Here is a 16,802-nt window from a genome sequence, read left to right on the forward strand (position 1 = left end):
AAACAGCTCCGCCAGTTCTCATGAACATAAATCGTGCCAGTTTCATAACGAGATTGGCAAGGGTCTATGACGATCCATTTCCCATTTCCTTCGACTGCATTAAAAAAGCCACGGTCAACAATGCTGCGGAGAAATGAACCCCATGCGACAGGTCGATATCTGCATAAACGGCGCTGGCCCCGTTGGGGCCACTCTGGCCTGTCGCCTTGCGGCCTCGGGGCTTCGGGTTCTGCTCATCGACCGGTCTCCCCTGCCGGGCATGGAACATCCCTCGCTCGACGGGCGCGCCTATGCCATCACCGAAGGCTCACGCCGCATGCTGGCGGCGGCCGGTATCTGGCAGCACCTCCCCTCCCCCTCGCAGCCCATACGTAGTATCACCGTCAGTGATGGCCGCCCCGGTGAGCCAGCCTCCCCCCACGGCCTGCGCTTTGGCCCGGAGGATGCACCGATCGAAAATGGTGAAGCCACGCCATTCGGATGGATGATCGAGGCACGCGACCTGCGTGCGGCCCTCAACCATGCCCTGACAACGCATGAAGGCGCTCTCGATATTGCCGCGCCTGATACGGGGCGCTTCGAATTTGGCGCCGATCATGTCGAGATCACGCTCAAATCCGGACCGGTCTATCGGGCGCCGCTCGTCATTGCCGCAGAGGGGCGGCAGAGCCCGTTACGCCAGCAGGCGGGCATCATGGTCACGCGCCTGCCCTACAACCAGTGCGGACTGATCAGCATCATTCATCATGAGCGCCCGCATGACGACAGGGCGCTCGAACATTTTCTTCCTCAGGGGCCGTTTGCACGCCTCCCCCTGCCGCCCACGGCCGAGCATCCCTATCGTTCGGCGATCGTCTGGGCAGAGGCGACACGACGCGCCGAGCGGTTCTATGCGCTCGATGAAGCAGCCTTTGCCAATGCCATCATGCAGCGTCTTGGCGATGATGTAGGCAAGGCCGTTCCGGTCGGCCGACGCTGGATCTATCCGCTCTCGGCACAATATGCCCAGCGTTACACGGCACCGCGGCTTGCGCTCGCGGGCGACTCTGCCCATGGGCTTCACCCGATTGCCGGACAGGGCCTGAATGTCGGGTTCAAGGACATCATCGCCCTTTCTTCCCTTCTGGAAACGCGGTTTGCCAGCGGAGGCGATCTCGGCGCCGCAGATCTGCTTGCTCGCTACCAGCGTCAGGTGCGCCCCCATAACATGGCGATCATGGCGGCTTGTGACGGGCTTGAACGTCTTTTCGGCAATGACAATCCTCTCTTGCGCTTCGGGCGTGATCTTGGGCTGGGCGTGATGAGCCGCCTGCCAGGCCTGCGCCGCACATTCGTGAAGAAGGCCATGGGATTATGAGCACATCACCCGATCAGACATCGCCCAGAGCGCCCGATCTGGGCGTCGTATGGCAGGAAATGCTCAAGCAGAGCGATGTCTGCTGCGATGTGCTGATTCAGGGTGTGTTTGCGACAGGCATCAGCGATCACCGCAATTTCCAGGGGGCTCTCGCGGCGCTGCTTGGCACCAAACTGGCTGACCGCGCGCTTTCGGCTCCGGTGCTCTCTGCGCTCGTCACATCGGCGCTGGCTGAAAAACCTGAAATTGCAGAAGCCGCGGCCGAAGACATGATCGCGATCTGCGAGCGCGATGCCGCTTGCCCGGATTACGTGACCCCCTTCCTGTTTTTCAAGGGCTATCACGCCATCCAGGCCTATCGTATCGCCCACTGGCTTTGGTGCCATGACCGCCAGCATCTTGCCCGCCATCTGCAAAGCCTGGTGAGTGAACGCTTCGGTCTCGACATTCACCCCGCCGCCCGTCTTGGACGGCGCCTCGTGTTCGATCATGGGGCAGGCATCGTGGTGGGTGAAACCTGCATCATTGAAGACGATGTCTCACTTCTTCAGGGCGTTACTCTCGGCGGCACGGGCAAGGAAACCGGCGATCGTCACCCCAAGGTCCGGCGGGGCGTTCTTGTGGGAGCCGGAGCCATCGTGCTGGGTAATATCGAGCTTGGCGAGGGCGCCAAGGTGGGCGCCGGCTCTGTCGTGCTCGAGAGTGTACCGCCCTACACAACGGTTGTGGGCAATCCCGCCCGTCGCATCGGCACGCGCCATACCTCCATGCCAGCGCTGGGCATGGATCAGCGTCTACCTCCCGTGGATTACGTGATCTGACATCGAAGCCTTCAGGAGTGTCTCCGGCAACAGTGCCCTCTCGAGTGAGGACGCTGTTGCGCTGGCTGCGCCGTGGGGCGCTTACTCTGGCTGAGCTGGTCGCCACCTATCTAGGTGTCCTGGCTTATCCTGAACCGGCTTTTGCCTATCGGATGCAGTATCGGCAATTCGATCTCTGGTCGGATCGCCCTATCGACAGTCATATCACTATCATTCTGGATGACGCGACGCGGCGCTTGCAGACATCGAGCCTCTACACGCCACAGCAGCACTTCCACGTCTTTTTCTGCAACACGCGCTGGCGGTTACAGCTCTATGGGCTGTTTCACCCGAACGTCGGGGGCATCGTGATCGCGCCGCTCACATCCAATATCTACCTTCGTGAGTCGGATATCCGTCATGACAGGATCATTCCTCCCCATGCCGGACCGATGGCAGATGCGAAGGAACGCCCGCTCGCCTATTACATTGCCCATGAGGCGACGCATGTGATGCAGGGCCGCAGCTTCGGACGCTTCTTTGCCCTGACCCGCCCCACATGGCTCAATGAAGGCTATGCCGATCTCATCGGCAAGGGCGGTGACTTCGATATGCGAGATAATCTGGCACGATTCCAGGCGCATGATCCCTCATTGGATGTGCGCCGGAGCGGACTCTATCGACTCTATCATCTGGAAGTCGCCTGGATGCTCGGCCATGACGCTGTTCCCCTTGAAGCGCTCTACGCGAATCCTCCAGCCGAGAAAAAGCGCCTCGCCAGATTGCGCGAGGCGCGACTGCCCTGAGACAGGGCGTATCCCGCAGCGTCGGGATCAGTCGAACGCCTTGCGGACGAGCGAACTGAGCAGCGTGCCTTCCACAGCACCTCTGGCTTCGGTCCCGCCCAGATAGGGCGACAGGGCTCCGGCGAGATTGGACAAGGTGAGTGTCTGCAGCCAGATGCGCCCCGGCCCGGTCAAACGGGCCAAAAACACGCCATCGCCCCCGAACAGCTTGTTGCGTATGCCGGGCAGTGTCGTGATATCGAACTGCACACTCTCCTCGAACATACCGACATGACCGGGGTGCACATCGATCTGTTCTCCGGGTGCAAGATCATGGGCCACGATCTCGCCGCCCAGCTCCGCCCAGAACTGACCATAGCCCGAGATGCGCTGGAGGATGAATCCCTCCCCGCCAAACAGGCCCGCGCCGAGCTTGCGCTGGAAAGCCATGTCGAGGCGGACCCCTTCGGTACCAGCGATGAAGCCATGACGATGCACAAGATAGGCCCGCGATCCATCGAGCGTATGCTCGGTGATATGCCCCGGTATCTTGGCGGCGAAGGCAACGATGCCGGGAGCCCCTTCAGCGCGATAACGGGTCATGAACAGCCCACCTCCCGCAATCATGCGCGAGATGGTGCCCATGAATCCGCTTTGCCCGGCCCCTGACGTACTGGTTTCCAGCGTGACATGGGGGCTTTTCCAGGAGAGCTCGCCCGTTTCGGCCATGAGCGTCTCGCCGGGCTGGAGGGCGATGCGGAGTACGGGGAACAACGAACCATCAATCTGCGCATCCATGAATCATTCTCCGGGAAACATTACGTCACAGAGCATGGCACGGCGGAGCCAGTCGATGCATCGGCAAAAATGCAGGAGACCAGGAAAGATGCGTTCTCGACCGATCATGACCATCAGGCCGGTTCCGGTTGTTCAGAGGAACTCCACATGGGACTTGAAGCCGAGCAGAACAGCGTCTTTGAGGTTTCCCTGCCCGTTGGGTCGCACGAACAGTTCGACTATCGGCTGCATGAGAATACCGCGCCAGGCATGCCAGCCATAATTGGCCTCCATGACAACGGCATGGCGCTGGATACCGGTGGCACGGTAGGGCAGTACCTCCCCCCTCGCGCGCAGCAATTCCTCGGTGCGCTGCACGCCCGGCGACATTGCCGTGTAGCTGAAGGCCAGAGCGATGGTGTCCTCAGGGCGGGAGGCGAAAGTCCCACGGCTGATAAGACCGCCATAAGCCTGCCAGTGACGCAGCGCCACGCGCCCGTCATTATAGAGAAAGCCCCAAAGCGCCGTCAGGCCGGAATCCGTATCCTGTCCGGCCTTGTCCTTGCGATAGGTCGTGATCTTCTGATCCATCAGCACCCAGGCATTATAGCTGGCACGATGCTGGCGCTGGTTCAGCCCTGTCACGGCATAGGGCTGGCCGTACTGGTCCTCGTGGATATCGGAAAGCGGGGTGGTCGTGAGTGCCGCACCAATCTTGTAATGGCCGGGTAAATGGCCGCGCGCCCTTGGCTCCCAGCCCAGTTCGAGCGGCATACGCACACCATTGATATAGGCACTGTTGAACTTGAAGCCGCTGCGGTTCATCGAATAGGCAAACATGCCCTCTTCGGTCAGATACAGGCCAAGCTGGATATAGGATTGCGGCAAGGGGCGGCCGCGCACACGCAAACCCCAGTTCCCCGCCGGAAAGGTCGAGGCATAGCCGGTATCGGCCGCAGCACGGGGGCGACCGCAAATGGCGTTGATCTGGAAAGTGCAAAAAAGCGGGCTGGCCACGAAGTCGGAGAGTTCGGCCATGCGCCCCGCCGCAATCGAGAGCTTGCCGCCATACAGTGTCTCTTCGCCATAGGCCATGACGAGATGCACCACCACATTGCCGCCCCCGCCATAGATTTCTGAGGAGTGGTTCAGCCAGTCGCCGAACATGCGGTTGGCAGGCGTGCCATAGCGCCCCGTCAGGACCATATGCGTGGCAAAGCCCCTGATATGCGCGATGCGCTCCCAGTCCACATTCAGCGAAAGGGCATATTGCCCGGCATTGCTCGATCCCTGACGGTAATCGCCGACATGGCGTGTGGGTGTGGTGACGGCGGCCGCATATTCGTTGATATTGTCGAGCAGCAGCCCGATCCCGTGGCGACGCAACCAGTCCGTTAGGCCAAAGGGATTGTAGAATACGGCCTTGGGCTGACCGAATGCCGGCACGCTGGTGGGCTGCAAGGGCCGGTCAGGAAACGGATCATTGATCTGATAGCTGGGTTCCGAGCCGGTTTCCTCATCGTCATCATCGGCGGCCCAGCCCGGCATCGGGGCTGACATACCTGCAAGACAGGCGGCGGCCAGGCTCCAGCGGAAGAAGTGACTCAGAACCAAAGAAACTGCTCACGGAAACGTTAGGCCTCGGTCCTAGCATCGCCAATCCGTGCCTGACCAGTCCGATTTTTTTTCCGCAAACCCGGAGCCGGGGGAAACCAGCACACGGGGGTCACAATGCTTCGGCTTTGGCAGGCGCCCCCGTCTTGCCAGATGAACCGGCTATTCCTTGTCGATGCTGCGCTTGGGCAGCAGGGCGGGAATGAAGGTCAGCGTTGCAAGCAATGTGCAGGCCAGCGACATAAGCAGTAGCCGCCCCATACTGGCCGTGCCCGGATGCTGCGAGGCGGCAAGCGACCCGAATGCCGTTCCTGTTGTCAGGGCCGAAAACAGGACTGCGCGCGCCGTCGGCGATGTCAAGGGACTCTTGATGCCCGCACGCCAGTTCATCACGAAATAGATGTTGAACGACACCCCCACGCCAAGCAGCAGGGGCAGCGCGATGATATTGGCGAAATTCAGTGTTTCGGGCACCGTCACGATCAGAATGACCGTGATCAGCGCAGAAAGCAGCAGGGGTGCCAGAACAAGCGCCATATCCAGCAGGCGCCGCAGCGCCACAAACAGGATGATGGCGATCATGACCAGAGCCGAAATCGCCGCTGTCGAGAAAGCATGAACCATCGTATGGGCGCTCTCGACCACCTCAAGCGCCGTGCCTGCCGTATTCTTGTCCACCGACTGCATGTCGCGCAGGAAGCGATAAAGCACCTTGCTGTCAGACATCCGTCCTTTCGGCAGAATCTTCAACAGGGCGCGTCCATCCGGCGCCACATAGTCACGCGCAATATCCTGCGGGATGCTTTCCATCGTCACAGGCGTGGGCTGAAGCACATCAACAAGCTGGGCGAGCTGCTCGGGCAGAAAGCGCGTCAGCGCCGTATTGGCCGCCATGATCCGGTCATCCGGCGCCTTGGCGAGTGTCGCAAGGGCTTTCTGGATATCGCGCAGCGGTGAGTCAGGCGCTGTCTTGTCGATCACGGCGCCCAGCTTCGCCGCTGCCGAGGCCGCGCTGGCGCGAAGGGCATTGGCATCGGGCGCAGGCTGCACTTCCTGACCCACCAGTGTCGGCAGCAGGATCGACGCCGTGTCCTTGATCATCGCGAGCTTCTCGGTCTGATCTTCCGGCACGAACATGCCCAGCCACATGACCGAGGAAACACTTGGCAGCGCGTCGAACTGCTTGGCCCGTTCTGCGGCGACCTTCAGGTTCGGCACGATCACCTCGCCATCATAGGGCGAGGCGCGCGGGTCCTGCTCCAGCAGATGAAGCGCGCGCATTCCCTCGGTGTCCGGATTCTTGGTGTGCAGAGGATCAGCGTCAAAGCTGAGGCGCGGAATAAGCGCAATGCCGGTCAGGGCCAGAATGGCGTAGAACGCCAAGATGGGCTTGCGGAAACGACGCAGGAAACCGTCGGCCGGTGCAAGGCTTGCAAAACCGGGCATGCCCCTGCTCAGACGCGCGCGGAACAGATGCAGCAGGGCCGGCAGCAGGGTCATGGTGCACAGGAAGGCGATGATCATGCCGATACCAGCAATCAGGCCAAGCTGGGCCACGCCCACGAAATTGGTCGGAACGAAGGCAAGGAAACCCGCCGCCGTTGCCAGAGCCGCCACCAGAATCTGATGTCCCGTCTCGCGGCCCGTCTCGGCCAGTGCTTCGGCAGGCACCATGGCCTCACCTGATGCCAGACGCTGCCCCCTGAAGCGGACAGAGAACTGGATCGCGAAATCGACAGCGATACCGACAAACAGAACGGCAAACGCGACAGAAATCAGATTGAGCTTGCCAACGGCGAGGGCGGCGAAGCCGGTCGTCAACAGCAGACCGATCACGAGCGTGATCAGGATCGGCACGATCACGCGTACAGAACGCACGGCCAGAACCAGCCAGCACGCCACCAGTACGAGCGAGGTCAGCAGACCAAACCCCATGCCATGGGCAACGGTCGAGAACTCCTCATCGCTGAGCTGCACCGGGCCGGTGATCATGGCGATTGCGTTGCCGCTCCTGACGAATGGCAGGGAATCGATGGCACGGCGCATGGCGGCGCTTGCCTCACCACCCGGCTGAAGCGAGCCGAAATCCTGATGCGGCTGCGTGATCACATACTGGTAGTTGCCCGCCATATCGCCCAGCGGACCCGCCAGAAGATTCTGCCATGACAGATCTTTCGGGTGGCCGCTGGCGGCATCATTCAGCGCTGTGGCAAAGCCGCGAAGCTCTGGCATGAAGCTCTCGGGAATATCCTCGCCCGCCGACAGCCCCTCACCCATCAGCCCAAGGGCCGTGAAAATACCGCGCGATGACGGATCGGCCGAAAGCGTCCCCAGAAAAGGCTGCGCTGCCACGATGGAATCGAGCAGCGTGCCGAGAACCGGCTTGTCGAGATAAAGCAGCCCGTGATTTTCAAGGAAGGGCGAGTCGTCAGGCAGGCGAACGGTACGGAAATTCTTGTGATCGGCGCGCAGGATACGGGCCAGTTCGCGCGCTGTCGCGCGGCCCTGCTCTGGCATGTCGGCCTTGATGATGGCCACCATCAGGTCGTCATTCTGCGGGAAAAGCTGGCTCAGCTCTGCGCCACGCTGTTTCCAGGGCAGGCTGGCTGCAAACATTTCATCAGTATTGGTTGTCACACCAAGGCGTTGCGCCGTCAGCACCAGACTGCCGGCTGTAAGCACCGCAAAGAGAGCGACGATAACAAGGGCGCGCCTTGCGCAGAACGAGACGATCGATCCGATGAAATTTGCTAGCATTGACGTGTGATGAACCCTGCCACGGAAAGACGCCAAGGCGTCATGGTCCGGGCAGGTTTAGAGCATTGTCACCCGAATGGGAAACCACACCCGTCACAGCGTTGTAACAAACACCTCAGCTGCGGGTGTTGCGCAGGAAAGCCAGGGTCTCGACACAGGCGGCCGAAGCCTCGCGACCCTTGTTGTGTACATCCTTGCGCGAGCGGGCCTGGGCCTGCTCGTCCGTGTAGGTGGTAAGCACACCGAAGGAGATGGGCGTTTCAGTGGCAAGCTGGGCCTGCATGATGCCGATGGTGGCCCCGAGGCTGATGAACTCGAAATGGGCCGTGTCACCCTTGATCACGCAGCCAAGGCAGATGATCCCCTCATACGTTCCCGTCTTGGCCAGAGCCTGCGCCATCAAGGGCAGTTCGAAAGCTCCCGGTGCATCGAACACATCGACATCGCGGATATTGTGTTCAGCGAGCCATTCCAGCGCGCCATCACGCAGGCCATGCGTGACATCCGTGTTGAAGCGGCTCACCAGCAGAGCGAGCTTGGGCGTGGGAACGAGTGTGAGGTCGGGAGCGACGGGGATGGATTTGCTCATGGAAGATCCTTACTTCTGAATCACTGAATCAACGAGTTCGGGCCAGACATCGCTGAGCTGATGCCCCATCCGGGTACGCTTGGCGTGAAGATACGCCCGGTTGAACGGGTTGGACCCGGCTTCGAGGCGTTCCTGACTGATGACCTTCAGCCCTGCCGCCTCCAGTCCCGAGACCTTGCTGGGATTATTGGTGAGCAGCCTGAGCGTGTCGATACCAAGCGATTGCAGAATGGCCGCGCCTGTCACCCAGTCACGCGCATCGCCCGGCAGACCCAGTTCCAGATTGGCTTCAAGCGTGTCCTTGCCGGCATCCTGCAGGGCATAGGCCCGTATCTTGTTGCCAAGTCCGATCCCCCTGCCCTCATGCCCGCGCAGATACACCAGCACGCCGGAAGGCGCTGCGGCGATACGCTCGAGCGCCTCGCGCAATTGCGGGCCGCAATCGCAGCGCAGCGAACCCAGCGCATCACCTGTCACACATTCGGAGTGCAGACGCACCAGGGGGGTACCGTTAGCGGGATCACCCTTGATCAGCGCCACATGCTCGATGCCATCAGGGGCACGGAACGCCTGGATACGCAGGTCGTGACCGCCATAGACGCTGGGAAGCGCTGCCTCGGCAATGCGCTCGACCGCAGGCGGAACGGGTGCCGGCAGAATGACGTCCCCCAGCGCTTCGCGGCCATGCACACGGCACCAGGCCGCGATTTCCTCGATGCTGATGACGGGAATGTCGTGACGGGCCGAGAATGCGCGCAGTTCCGGCAGGCGTGCCATCGTGCCGTCATCGCTCATGACCTCGCAGATCACCGCCGCGGGAAACAGGCCAGCCAGCCGAGCCAGATCCACAGCGCCTTCCGTATGCCCGTCACGGGCCACCGTACCTTCGGGATGCGCCCGCAAGGGGAAGATGTGGCCGGGGGTGCTGATATCCTCGGGCCTTGCATCGGGGTGGCCCGCAACCTGAATGGTTCGTGCCCGATCGGCCGCCGAAATCCCCGTCGTGATCCCGGTCGTGGCCTCGATTGATACGGTGAAGGCCGTTCCACGTGGATCATGACCGCGCCGGGGCATCATAGGCAATTCAAGACGCTCGATCTGCTCCGGCTCCAGCGGCAGGCAGATCAGCCCGCGCGCATGGGTTGCCATGAAGTTGACGGCATCCGGCGTGGCAAACTGGGCGGCAATCACCAGATCGCCCTCATTCTCGCGGGCTTCGTCATCAACCATCATCACCATGCGCCCTTCACGCAGGGCGGTGATGGCATAGGCCAGACCGGGTGAGGGAAGCGTGTTCATGACCGTACCCCGTATTTCAGCAGGCTCTCGACATATTTGGCCAGCACATCGACCTCGACATTGGCCGGGTCGCCCTCGCGGATTTCGGAAAGCCCGGTATGGTCCCATGTATGAGGAATGATCATGAGGGCGATGGTGAAGCTGTCATCCTGCACGTCGCTCACCTCATTGACCGTCAGGCTGACGCCATCAAGCGCGATCGATCCTTTCTCGACCACGTAACCACGCAAGGCAGCGGGCAGGCGGAACGTAATGTGGTGCGACTCCCCGACCGAGCGGATTCCCACCAGATGGGCAAGCCCGTCGACATGCCCCTGAACGATATGTCCCGAAAGGCGTGTCGAGGGTGTGCTGGCCCGCTCCAGATTGACCCGTGCTCCGGCGGCCAGTCTGCCCAGAGCCGTGCGCGACAGCGTTTCAGCACTGACAAAGAAATCTGCCAGCCCTGAAGAGTCATAGGAGGCGACTGTCAGACAGACACCATTGACGGCAATGCTCTCGCCCAGATCCATATCTGAAAGTCCCGTCTCGACCTGAAGCAGGATCGCCTGATCACGGGGTTCGACAGCCTTGATACGGCCGATATGTTCGATAATGCCTGAGAACATCAGAAAGCAGCCTTGTCAGCAGGAAGGGGACGCGCCCCTTCATCAAGTATGAAACGCAAGGGGGTGGGGCCGTGGGAGTAGACCCGGTGCCGGTCAGGACCGTCCGGGGTGGTCTGAATATCCAGCCAGTCATCCCACAGGCCAAGTCGCCTGATCTCGCCAAGCAGCCCGGGCCCGGCTTCGACCATCGCCCAGTTCACGCCATGATCGGCCAGAAGCGAAGGGATCTCGCCCAGGTCACGCGAGACAAGCACGCGAAAACCGCTACCGATCATTTTCTCCCGCCAGGAATCGGGAAGGCGATTCTGTCTGTCGCACACCACGACCAGTCGTGGCGCCCGGTCCTCATGATCGGGAACATGGCGCACATCGAAACGTGGGCTGTCAGACAGGATTGTGCCGATGCCCGTGATGATTGCATCACTGGCGCGGCGCAGGCGATGGGCAATCTCAAGCGAGGCCTGGCTGGTAAAAGTCTTGCGCCCGGCAGGTGGAATCATCGAACCCGTATCGTCCCGTGCCTGCTTGACCGTGATCCACGGGCGCTGGCGCATGATACGTGTGGCAAAAGGCGCCAGAAGCGCAGCGCAGCCAGCATGCACATCGGCGAAGGCCGGAAAATCCTCGAGCAGAAAGACATTCCGCCCCTCAGGCATCTGCTGCAGGCGTGCAATCCCGCCCCCGGCTACCGGGTTCGGATCGCTCATGCCCACCCAGACATCCTGCACAGGACTGTCGCGCAGCGCCTCGCTGCAGGGGGGCGTGCGTCCGACATGATTGCAGGGTTCGAGGGTAACAAGGGCTGTCGCCACGCGATCGATCACGCCGGTCTCGCGCGCCCGGTGCAGGGCAAGCGCCTCGGCGTGGCGGGTTCCGGTACGGTGATGAGCCTCGGTGACGAGTATGTTGCCCTCATGGTCGAGCAGACAACAGCCAACAGCAGGATTGGGAGAGGTGGCGCCAAGATAACGCGCCGCTTCGTTCAGCGCGGCCTCAAATCCCGAACGAACCGCCTCACGCTGGGCCAGACTATGGCCCTTTTGTGCGAAGGCAGAACCGGGGGCGAAAACTCCCGACACGATGATACGGTCCCATCCATCAAGGACGGTCTCCGGGCGTGAACATTCTGTATCTCGGCCATGAGCATCCCTGGCGGGTGCACCATGACTGAGGCAAGTCCTGTTCTCTTCCATCCGGACTATGACCGTCGGCTCCGGATTTTGACCGGATCTGCTGACCCCCGGGCCTGAAGAGCCTGAGGCGCTCGCGGGCTCGTGCCAGAGGCACCTACCGCCGGTGGGGAGTTTCACCCCGCCCTGAGAACGTCGAATTCTGCACCGGTCGACATGACCGGACGGTCACTATGTGCCCCCTTGAACGCGTTTTGCAAGGGGCAAAGCCAGTCTGGCACCCTGACACGGGCCCCCGCCATCATCCCGGCAAGATGAGCAGACGCAAAAAAGGGCGGGGAAATCCCCGCCCTTCATGCTTGAACCAGGCGCGGTTCAGGTCACTCAGTGCGTTGCAGCCTGCGGCACCGAATTGTGGATTGCGCCCTGGGTAGCGTTTGCACCATTGCTGACATTATGGCCGATCGAGCTGACATCGCGCCCGGCACCGTCAACCGTGTTGCATGCGGTGAGGCCAAAGGCAGGCAGCGCCAGCATGACAGCAAGAGCACCGGTGCGGAGGAAGGAAGCCGTAGTCATGAAACAATTCCCTTTTTATAGGTTCGGGCCTTAACAACGCGTCACCAGCATATGGGTTTGCTTCGTTACAAATTGGCATCGTCATGTGATGGCCCTGCCCTGCAACCCTCATGCCCCGTCCACGCGCAGAAAATGGCCAGAAATGCCCCGTAGTTGAACCCCATGCGGCGTGATGCGCTCATCCTGTTCACCTTTTTGTGCGAACGCCGAAGCCCCGCTCCTGGCACCGGACCCCGCAATGGCAACACAGGCAGCCCTCTCATGACCGACACGCCTCCCTCGATAGTATGGTTTCGCGATGACCTCAGGCTTCAGGATCATCCCGCCCTTGATGCGGCCAGCGGGCGCGGCGGCAAAATTCTTTGCGTCTATGTGCTTGATCGTTCGGGCACGACCCGGGCACAAGGTGGAGCCAGCCTTTGGTTTCTCCACGGCGCTCTTGGCAGTTTGCGCCAGACGCTGAAGAAACAGGGAGGCGATTGCCTGATCCTTGAGGGTGATCCCGCCAAAATCCTGCCCGCTCTGGCAAAGGAGACAGGAGCCGACGCTCTCTTCTGCCATTACCGCTATCAGAAAGAAGCAAATGCGCAGGACGACGCGGTCTCGCATGCACTCGACAAGGCCGGGTGCACGATGAAGCGTCTGCACGGTACGGTGCTGCGCCAGCCGGAATCCGTCCTGACCAAAACCGGCACACCGTACAAGATCTTCTCCGCCTGGTGGAAAGGATTCAAGGGATTGGGGGCACCGCCTTCCCCCATAGCTGCGCCTTCTGGCCTCTCTTTCCTGCCTCCCTCATTCACTCATGGCAAAAAAACGACATTCGCCCCTTGCGATATCGACAAGGCCCTACTTCCCACCAAGCCGGACTGGGCTTCGAAAATGGGGGAATACTGGGATCATGGCGAAGAGGCCGCGCATGAGGCTCTGGGCGATTTCGCCTCCGGCCCCCTCGCCCATTACAATACCGGCCGCAACGATATGGCCGCCGAAGAAAGTTCGCGGCTTTCGCCCTATCTGCGTCATGGCGTACTCTCACCCCGTCAGATCTGGCATCACTGCAAGAACAAGGGCGAGCCAGCCGATCGCGAGACCTTCCTGTCTGAACTCGGATGGCGTGATTTCTCGTGGTATACGCTGTTTCACAATCCGCAATTGCCGCAGCACAACCTCAAGAAGCAGTTCGATTCCCTGACCTGGCGCAAGAGCCGAAAGGATCTGCAGGCCTGGGAGAAGGGTAAGACGGGCATCCCGGTCGTGGATGCCGGGATGCGCCAGCTTTGGGAAACCGGCTGGATGCATAACCGGGCGCGCATGATCGTCGCCTCGTTTCTGGCCAAGCACCTGCTGATTGATTGGCGCCAGGGAGAAGCCTGGTTCTGGGACACATTGATTGACGCCGACCCGGCGTCCAATGCGGTCAACTGGCAGTGGGTCGCAGGGACGGGCATAGAGGCGTCACCCTTTTTCCGGATTTTCAATCCCCTGCGCCAATCGGAGAAATTCGACCCGAAGGGTGATTACATCCGGCGCTGGGTACCAGAACTGGCGAAACTGTCCGGTGACGCCATTGCCGCACCATGGCAGGCAGACAGGGATGTTCTCGAGCGTGCCGGAATCAGGCTCGGGCGTGACTATCCCGAGCCTATTGTTTCTCTCAATGAGGGACGTGACAGGGCCATGGCTGCCTATCGCAAGACGAAGGGCAGCTGAGATGGGCTATGCGGGCCCACCCTGCCGTCACACGCCTAGTGGCGGGTGACGGTCAGCGTCCGTGTTTCACCATCCGTCAGTTTGAGCGTCAGCTCTGTCGATGCACCCGGCTCAAGCCCTGCGAGATCCTCAAGCGCGGGCAGGTTGGCCGCAAGAGAAAAGTGGCAGGGGCCGATCACGCCAGCATGTCCCTGCACGAAGGTCATGGGGGTCAGGTGCGTGCCATCGGAGGTGGTTATCGTGCTCACCTTGTCCTGACTAAGAATGGCATAGGCATGCATCATCGACTCACTGAGGATAAGAAAATGCTCCCAGTCTTTCGCCTCGACAGCATGGAAATCGATCCCGGCATTCTCCTCGCTGCGTAGATAGCGCCCCGTACCGTCCAGACGCTGCAATGTGACTACACCACTGGGTAATCTTCTGGCCTGAAGCTGGGGAATGGGCATTGGAAGCGAGACGACCTTGCGCAGCGTGACAGTGAACTGCTCCTGGGCCACGGTATCTGCGAAGAAGAAGAGGCCTGGATAGCGCCCAGGCGACGGCACGACAGAAAACAGGCAGTCGCGCAGCGGATCGTGATCGACCACGTGCCCGAAAAAATCGAGAAGCCAGAAACGGGCAGAGGCATAGAGCATGGACAGGCGTCCCTTTCGTCAATCAGTCATCGCTGTCTTACATGATCCCCTGGCCGGTCTCACACCGGCAGGGCCAGACATTTCTGCATGACACTGGGCAGCGCCTGCTGCCCCAAGGCTTCAGATGGGCACGCAAAACCCTCCTGATTATGGAGCGATCCGAAATGGCTCATCCGTACGGCGATGACCGTCAGATTCAGTGCGAAATGTGTGAAAACATGCCGGATCTGTCCAGCAACTTTCCATGTCAGCCCCGGAACCGTCGGCACTTGACCCGACCTGTCTGACATATTCAGGGGAGAAGGCGCCAACTGCAACGCCGTTTCGAACGCAATGGGGTCGTCCTGCCACGCAGTACCCGGGAGTTCGGTCATGCCACCCAGCAATCCTGTTGGCGGACGGTGACGTAGCCAGATCGCACCCTGACTATCCATCAGCCGGAAAACAACGCCGTAACGCTCTGGCCTGATCTTGCGTGGGGCGCGAACCGGGAAACGCGCGGGATCCCCCGAAGCATGGGCCTTGCAGGACTCACGCCAGGGGCAGACAAGGCATGAGGGCCGACGTGGCGTACAGACTCCCGCCCCAAGATCGAACAATGCCTGTGTGAAATCACCGGGAACCGCCTGCGCGGCTGGGTCGAGATTGAGCATTGCCGCGAGCTGATCCAGCTGCCGCCTGATGCCTGGAAGAGGCTCTGCGACGGCATGGAGCCTCGCTGTAATGCGCTCGACATTGCCATCGACCGGAACGACGGGCACGGCAAACGCAATGGAGGCAATGGCACGCGCCGTATAGGCCCCGATACCGGGCAACGCCTGAAGTCCTTCCACCGTATCCGGAAAGGCACCCTTTTCTGCCACCAGTTGTGCACAGGCGTGAAGATTGCGTGCGCGGCTGTAGTAGCCAAGACCTGCCCAGGCCGCGAGCACCTCCTGCAAGGGGGCGCGGGCCAGATGCCTGACCGTGGGATAATGCTTCAGAAACCGCTCGAAATACGGCATAACCGTGACGACCGTCGTTTGCTGCAACATGATCTCGCTTAGCCAGACGGCGTAGGGATCAGCAGCCTGCCCTGCGAGAGCACGCCAGGGCAGAACGCGTCTTTGGCGTGCATACCAGTCCAGAAGGGCAGAAGCAGAAGGAGTCACAGGGGCGATATGAAGCGTGATTCCACAACGGACAAGGGGCTTGTTGCGTCTGGCCCCGTTCGACCCACCCGTGCACGGTCCATTATTGGCAAACCGGCGATAACCACGGGTGCCTCACCTGCCCCGGCCCCCGAACGCCGGACCATGACAGGGCGCGCGCTTGGCGCCATCCTCCCTCAGGTCACACGGCCTGCCTTCAATCGCAAACCTGCCCCGGCGGTCCGGCTTATTCTGGACTGGGCAGAAATTGTCGGCCCCGCCCTTGCTACCCAGACCGAGCCGCGCAAGGTCAGCGCAGGGACACTTACTATTGCCTGTACCGGCCCGATCGCGCTGGAACTCCAGCATCTTGCGCCACAGCTGATCGAGCGTATCAACAACCATTGCGGCCCCCTGCGATCAGGGCGAGATCTGCGTTTCGATGATGGCACCCAGCTGGTGAAGAAAATCAGGATCCTGCAGGATCCGGGTATCGTGAGACCCGCCACCCCTGCTGCGCGTCCAGCACCCCGACCCATTGCCATTGCAGGTATGAAAGAAGGCGAATTGCAGGAGGTCCTGTCGCGTCTGGGTGGCCATATCCTGCGCCGCCCCAGGCGCTGAAGGCGCGCGGGCGGCGCAGCTCTTTCCCGCCTCGCAGACAGCATCCGGGCTCTCTATCGTCCTGGGCACGCATCATTTGTCACGAAACGATATCCTGGTGTTACTCTTTCGACTTTTTTCCGCCCTCTCGCATGACGATATGCTGGGAAACGAAGTCGTTTTTCCAGCGCTTTCGCCGGAAGGAAAGATCAAGACCATGCGCGGACAGTCTATATTCAGGGTTGCCCTGCTCATCATGCCGATGGTTGCAGCTCTTCCCGCCTATGCCCAACGAGGCGGTGGCGGATTTCACGGTGGTGGCCCCGGTGGCGGTGGTTTTCATGGTGGGGGACCTGGCGGCGGGTTTCATGGCGGTGGTCCGGGCGGCGGTTTCGGGGGGCGCCCTGGTGGCTGGGGCGGTGG

At 61.1% G+C, this 16,802-nt stretch carries 16 protein-coding genes and 1 riboswitch; of the genes, 6 read left to right on the forward strand and 10 right to left on the reverse strand.

Annotated elements, in window-relative coordinates; all coding sequences use genetic code 11:
- The first annotated feature begins 133 nt into the window (after positions 1–133).
- From ED655_RS03575 to ED655_RS03585, 3 genes are read left to right on the forward strand one after another with little or no spacing between them, the layout of a single operon-like run.
- The gene (locus ED655_RS03575) at positions 134–1,357 is read left to right on the forward strand and encodes a UbiH/UbiF/VisC/COQ6 family ubiquinone biosynthesis hydroxylase (RefSeq protein WP_122049023.1); all 1,224 of its coding nucleotides are present in this window, start codon (positions 134–136) and stop codon (positions 1,355–1,357) included.
- Positions 1,354–2,178, forward strand: a complete 825-nt coding sequence (gene cysE, locus ED655_RS03580; protein ID WP_023977808.1) for a serine O-acetyltransferase — start codon at positions 1,354–1,356, stop codon at positions 2,176–2,178. The genes ED655_RS03575 and cysE overlap by 4 nt, the downstream gene beginning before the upstream one ends.
- 56 nt (positions 2,179–2,234) lie before the next feature.
- Complete coding sequence (locus ED655_RS03585; protein WP_162993371.1) at positions 2,235–2,963, forward strand: hypothetical protein; 729 nt, start codon at positions 2,235–2,237, stop codon at positions 2,961–2,963.
- A 27-nt stretch (positions 2,964–2,990) separates the two neighbouring features.
- Here the strand turns inward: ED655_RS03585 and ED655_RS03590 are convergent, their stop codons facing one another.
- The 8 genes from ED655_RS03590 to ED655_RS03625 all read right to left on the reverse strand — a co-directional run bounded on the left by ED655_RS03590 (position 2,991) and on the right by ED655_RS03625 (position 12,295).
- Positions 2,991–3,740: a TIGR00266 family protein gene (locus ED655_RS03590; RefSeq protein ID WP_122049025.1), complete on the reverse strand. Its 750-nt coding sequence runs from the start codon at positions 3,738–3,740 to the stop codon at positions 2,991–2,993.
- Between the two features lie 132 nt (positions 3,741–3,872).
- A complete protein-coding gene (locus ED655_RS03595) occupies positions 3,873–5,333 on the reverse strand; it encodes a carbohydrate porin (RefSeq protein WP_240993479.1) in 1,461 nt (486 codons plus the stop codon).
- A 162-nt stretch (positions 5,334–5,495) separates the two neighbouring features.
- On the reverse strand, positions 5,496–8,090 hold the full coding sequence (locus tag ED655_RS03600) for an MMPL family transporter (protein ID WP_122049027.1): 2,595 nt from the start codon (positions 8,088–8,090) through the stop codon (positions 5,496–5,498).
- A 115-nt stretch (positions 8,091–8,205) separates the two neighbouring features.
- The gene (gene ribH, locus ED655_RS03605; RefSeq protein WP_023977802.1) at positions 8,206–8,679 is read right to left on the reverse strand and encodes a 6,7-dimethyl-8-ribityllumazine synthase; all 474 of its coding nucleotides are present in this window, start codon (positions 8,677–8,679) and stop codon (positions 8,206–8,208) included.
- A gap of 9 nt (positions 8,680–8,688) precedes the next feature.
- Positions 8,689–9,978: a 3,4-dihydroxy-2-butanone-4-phosphate synthase gene (gene ribB, locus ED655_RS03610; protein ID WP_122049028.1), complete on the reverse strand. Its 1,290-nt coding sequence runs from the start codon at positions 9,976–9,978 to the stop codon at positions 8,689–8,691.
- Positions 9,975–10,586, reverse strand: coding sequence for a riboflavin synthase (locus ED655_RS03615; protein ID WP_122049029.1), 612 nt, complete (start codon positions 10,584–10,586; stop codon positions 9,975–9,977). The genes ribB and ED655_RS03615 overlap by 4 nt, the downstream gene beginning before the upstream one ends.
- Complete coding sequence (gene ribD / locus ED655_RS03620) at positions 10,586–11,572, reverse strand: bifunctional diaminohydroxyphosphoribosylaminopyrimidine deaminase/5-amino-6-(5-phosphoribosylamino)uracil reductase RibD (RefSeq protein ID WP_122049041.1); 987 nt, start codon at positions 11,570–11,572, stop codon at positions 10,586–10,588. The genes ED655_RS03615 and ribD overlap by 1 nt, the downstream gene beginning before the upstream one ends.
- A 191-nt stretch (positions 11,573–11,763) precedes the next feature.
- Positions 11,764–11,914: riboswitch (FMN riboswitch) on the reverse strand.
- 186 nt (positions 11,915–12,100) lie between these two features.
- Positions 12,101–12,295: an entericidin gene (locus tag ED655_RS03625; RefSeq protein WP_122049030.1), complete on the reverse strand. Its 195-nt coding sequence runs from the start codon at positions 12,293–12,295 to the stop codon at positions 12,101–12,103.
- A 261-nt stretch (positions 12,296–12,556) separates the two neighbouring features.
- Here ED655_RS03625 and ED655_RS03630 point away from each other — a divergent pair, with 261 nt between their 5' ends.
- Entirely contained in the window at positions 12,557–14,008 is a 1,452-nt protein-coding gene (locus ED655_RS03630; RefSeq protein ID WP_122049042.1) for a cryptochrome/photolyase family protein, read from the forward strand.
- A gap of 35 nt (positions 14,009–14,043) precedes the next feature.
- Here ED655_RS03630 and ED655_RS03635 read toward each other — a convergent pair whose 3' ends face one another.
- Both ED655_RS03635 and ED655_RS03640 read right to left on the reverse strand, forming a co-directional pair.
- The gene (locus tag ED655_RS03635; protein WP_122049031.1) at positions 14,044–14,646 is read right to left on the reverse strand and encodes a hypothetical protein; all 603 of its coding nucleotides are present in this window, start codon (positions 14,644–14,646) and stop codon (positions 14,044–14,046) included.
- A gap of 59 nt (positions 14,647–14,705) precedes the next feature.
- Positions 14,706–15,797, reverse strand: coding sequence for an A/G-specific adenine glycosylase (locus ED655_RS03640; protein ID WP_122049032.1), 1,092 nt, complete (start codon positions 15,795–15,797; stop codon positions 14,706–14,708).
- Between the two features lie 9 nt (positions 15,798–15,806).
- Between ED655_RS03640 and ED655_RS03645 the strand changes: the two genes are divergently transcribed.
- Both ED655_RS03645 and ED655_RS15970 read left to right on the forward strand, forming a co-directional pair.
- Complete coding sequence (locus ED655_RS03645; RefSeq protein WP_240993481.1) at positions 15,807–16,400, forward strand: DciA family protein; 594 nt, start codon at positions 15,807–15,809, stop codon at positions 16,398–16,400.
- A 196-nt stretch (positions 16,401–16,596) separates the two neighbouring features.
- On the forward strand, positions 16,597–16,802 hold a 206-nt coding region (locus ED655_RS15970; protein WP_205835980.1), incomplete at its 3' end, for a hypothetical protein.

Source organism: Asaia bogorensis (assembly GCF_900465345.1).
GTDB lineage: Bacteria > Pseudomonadota > Alphaproteobacteria > Acetobacterales > Acetobacteraceae > Asaia > Asaia bogorensis_A.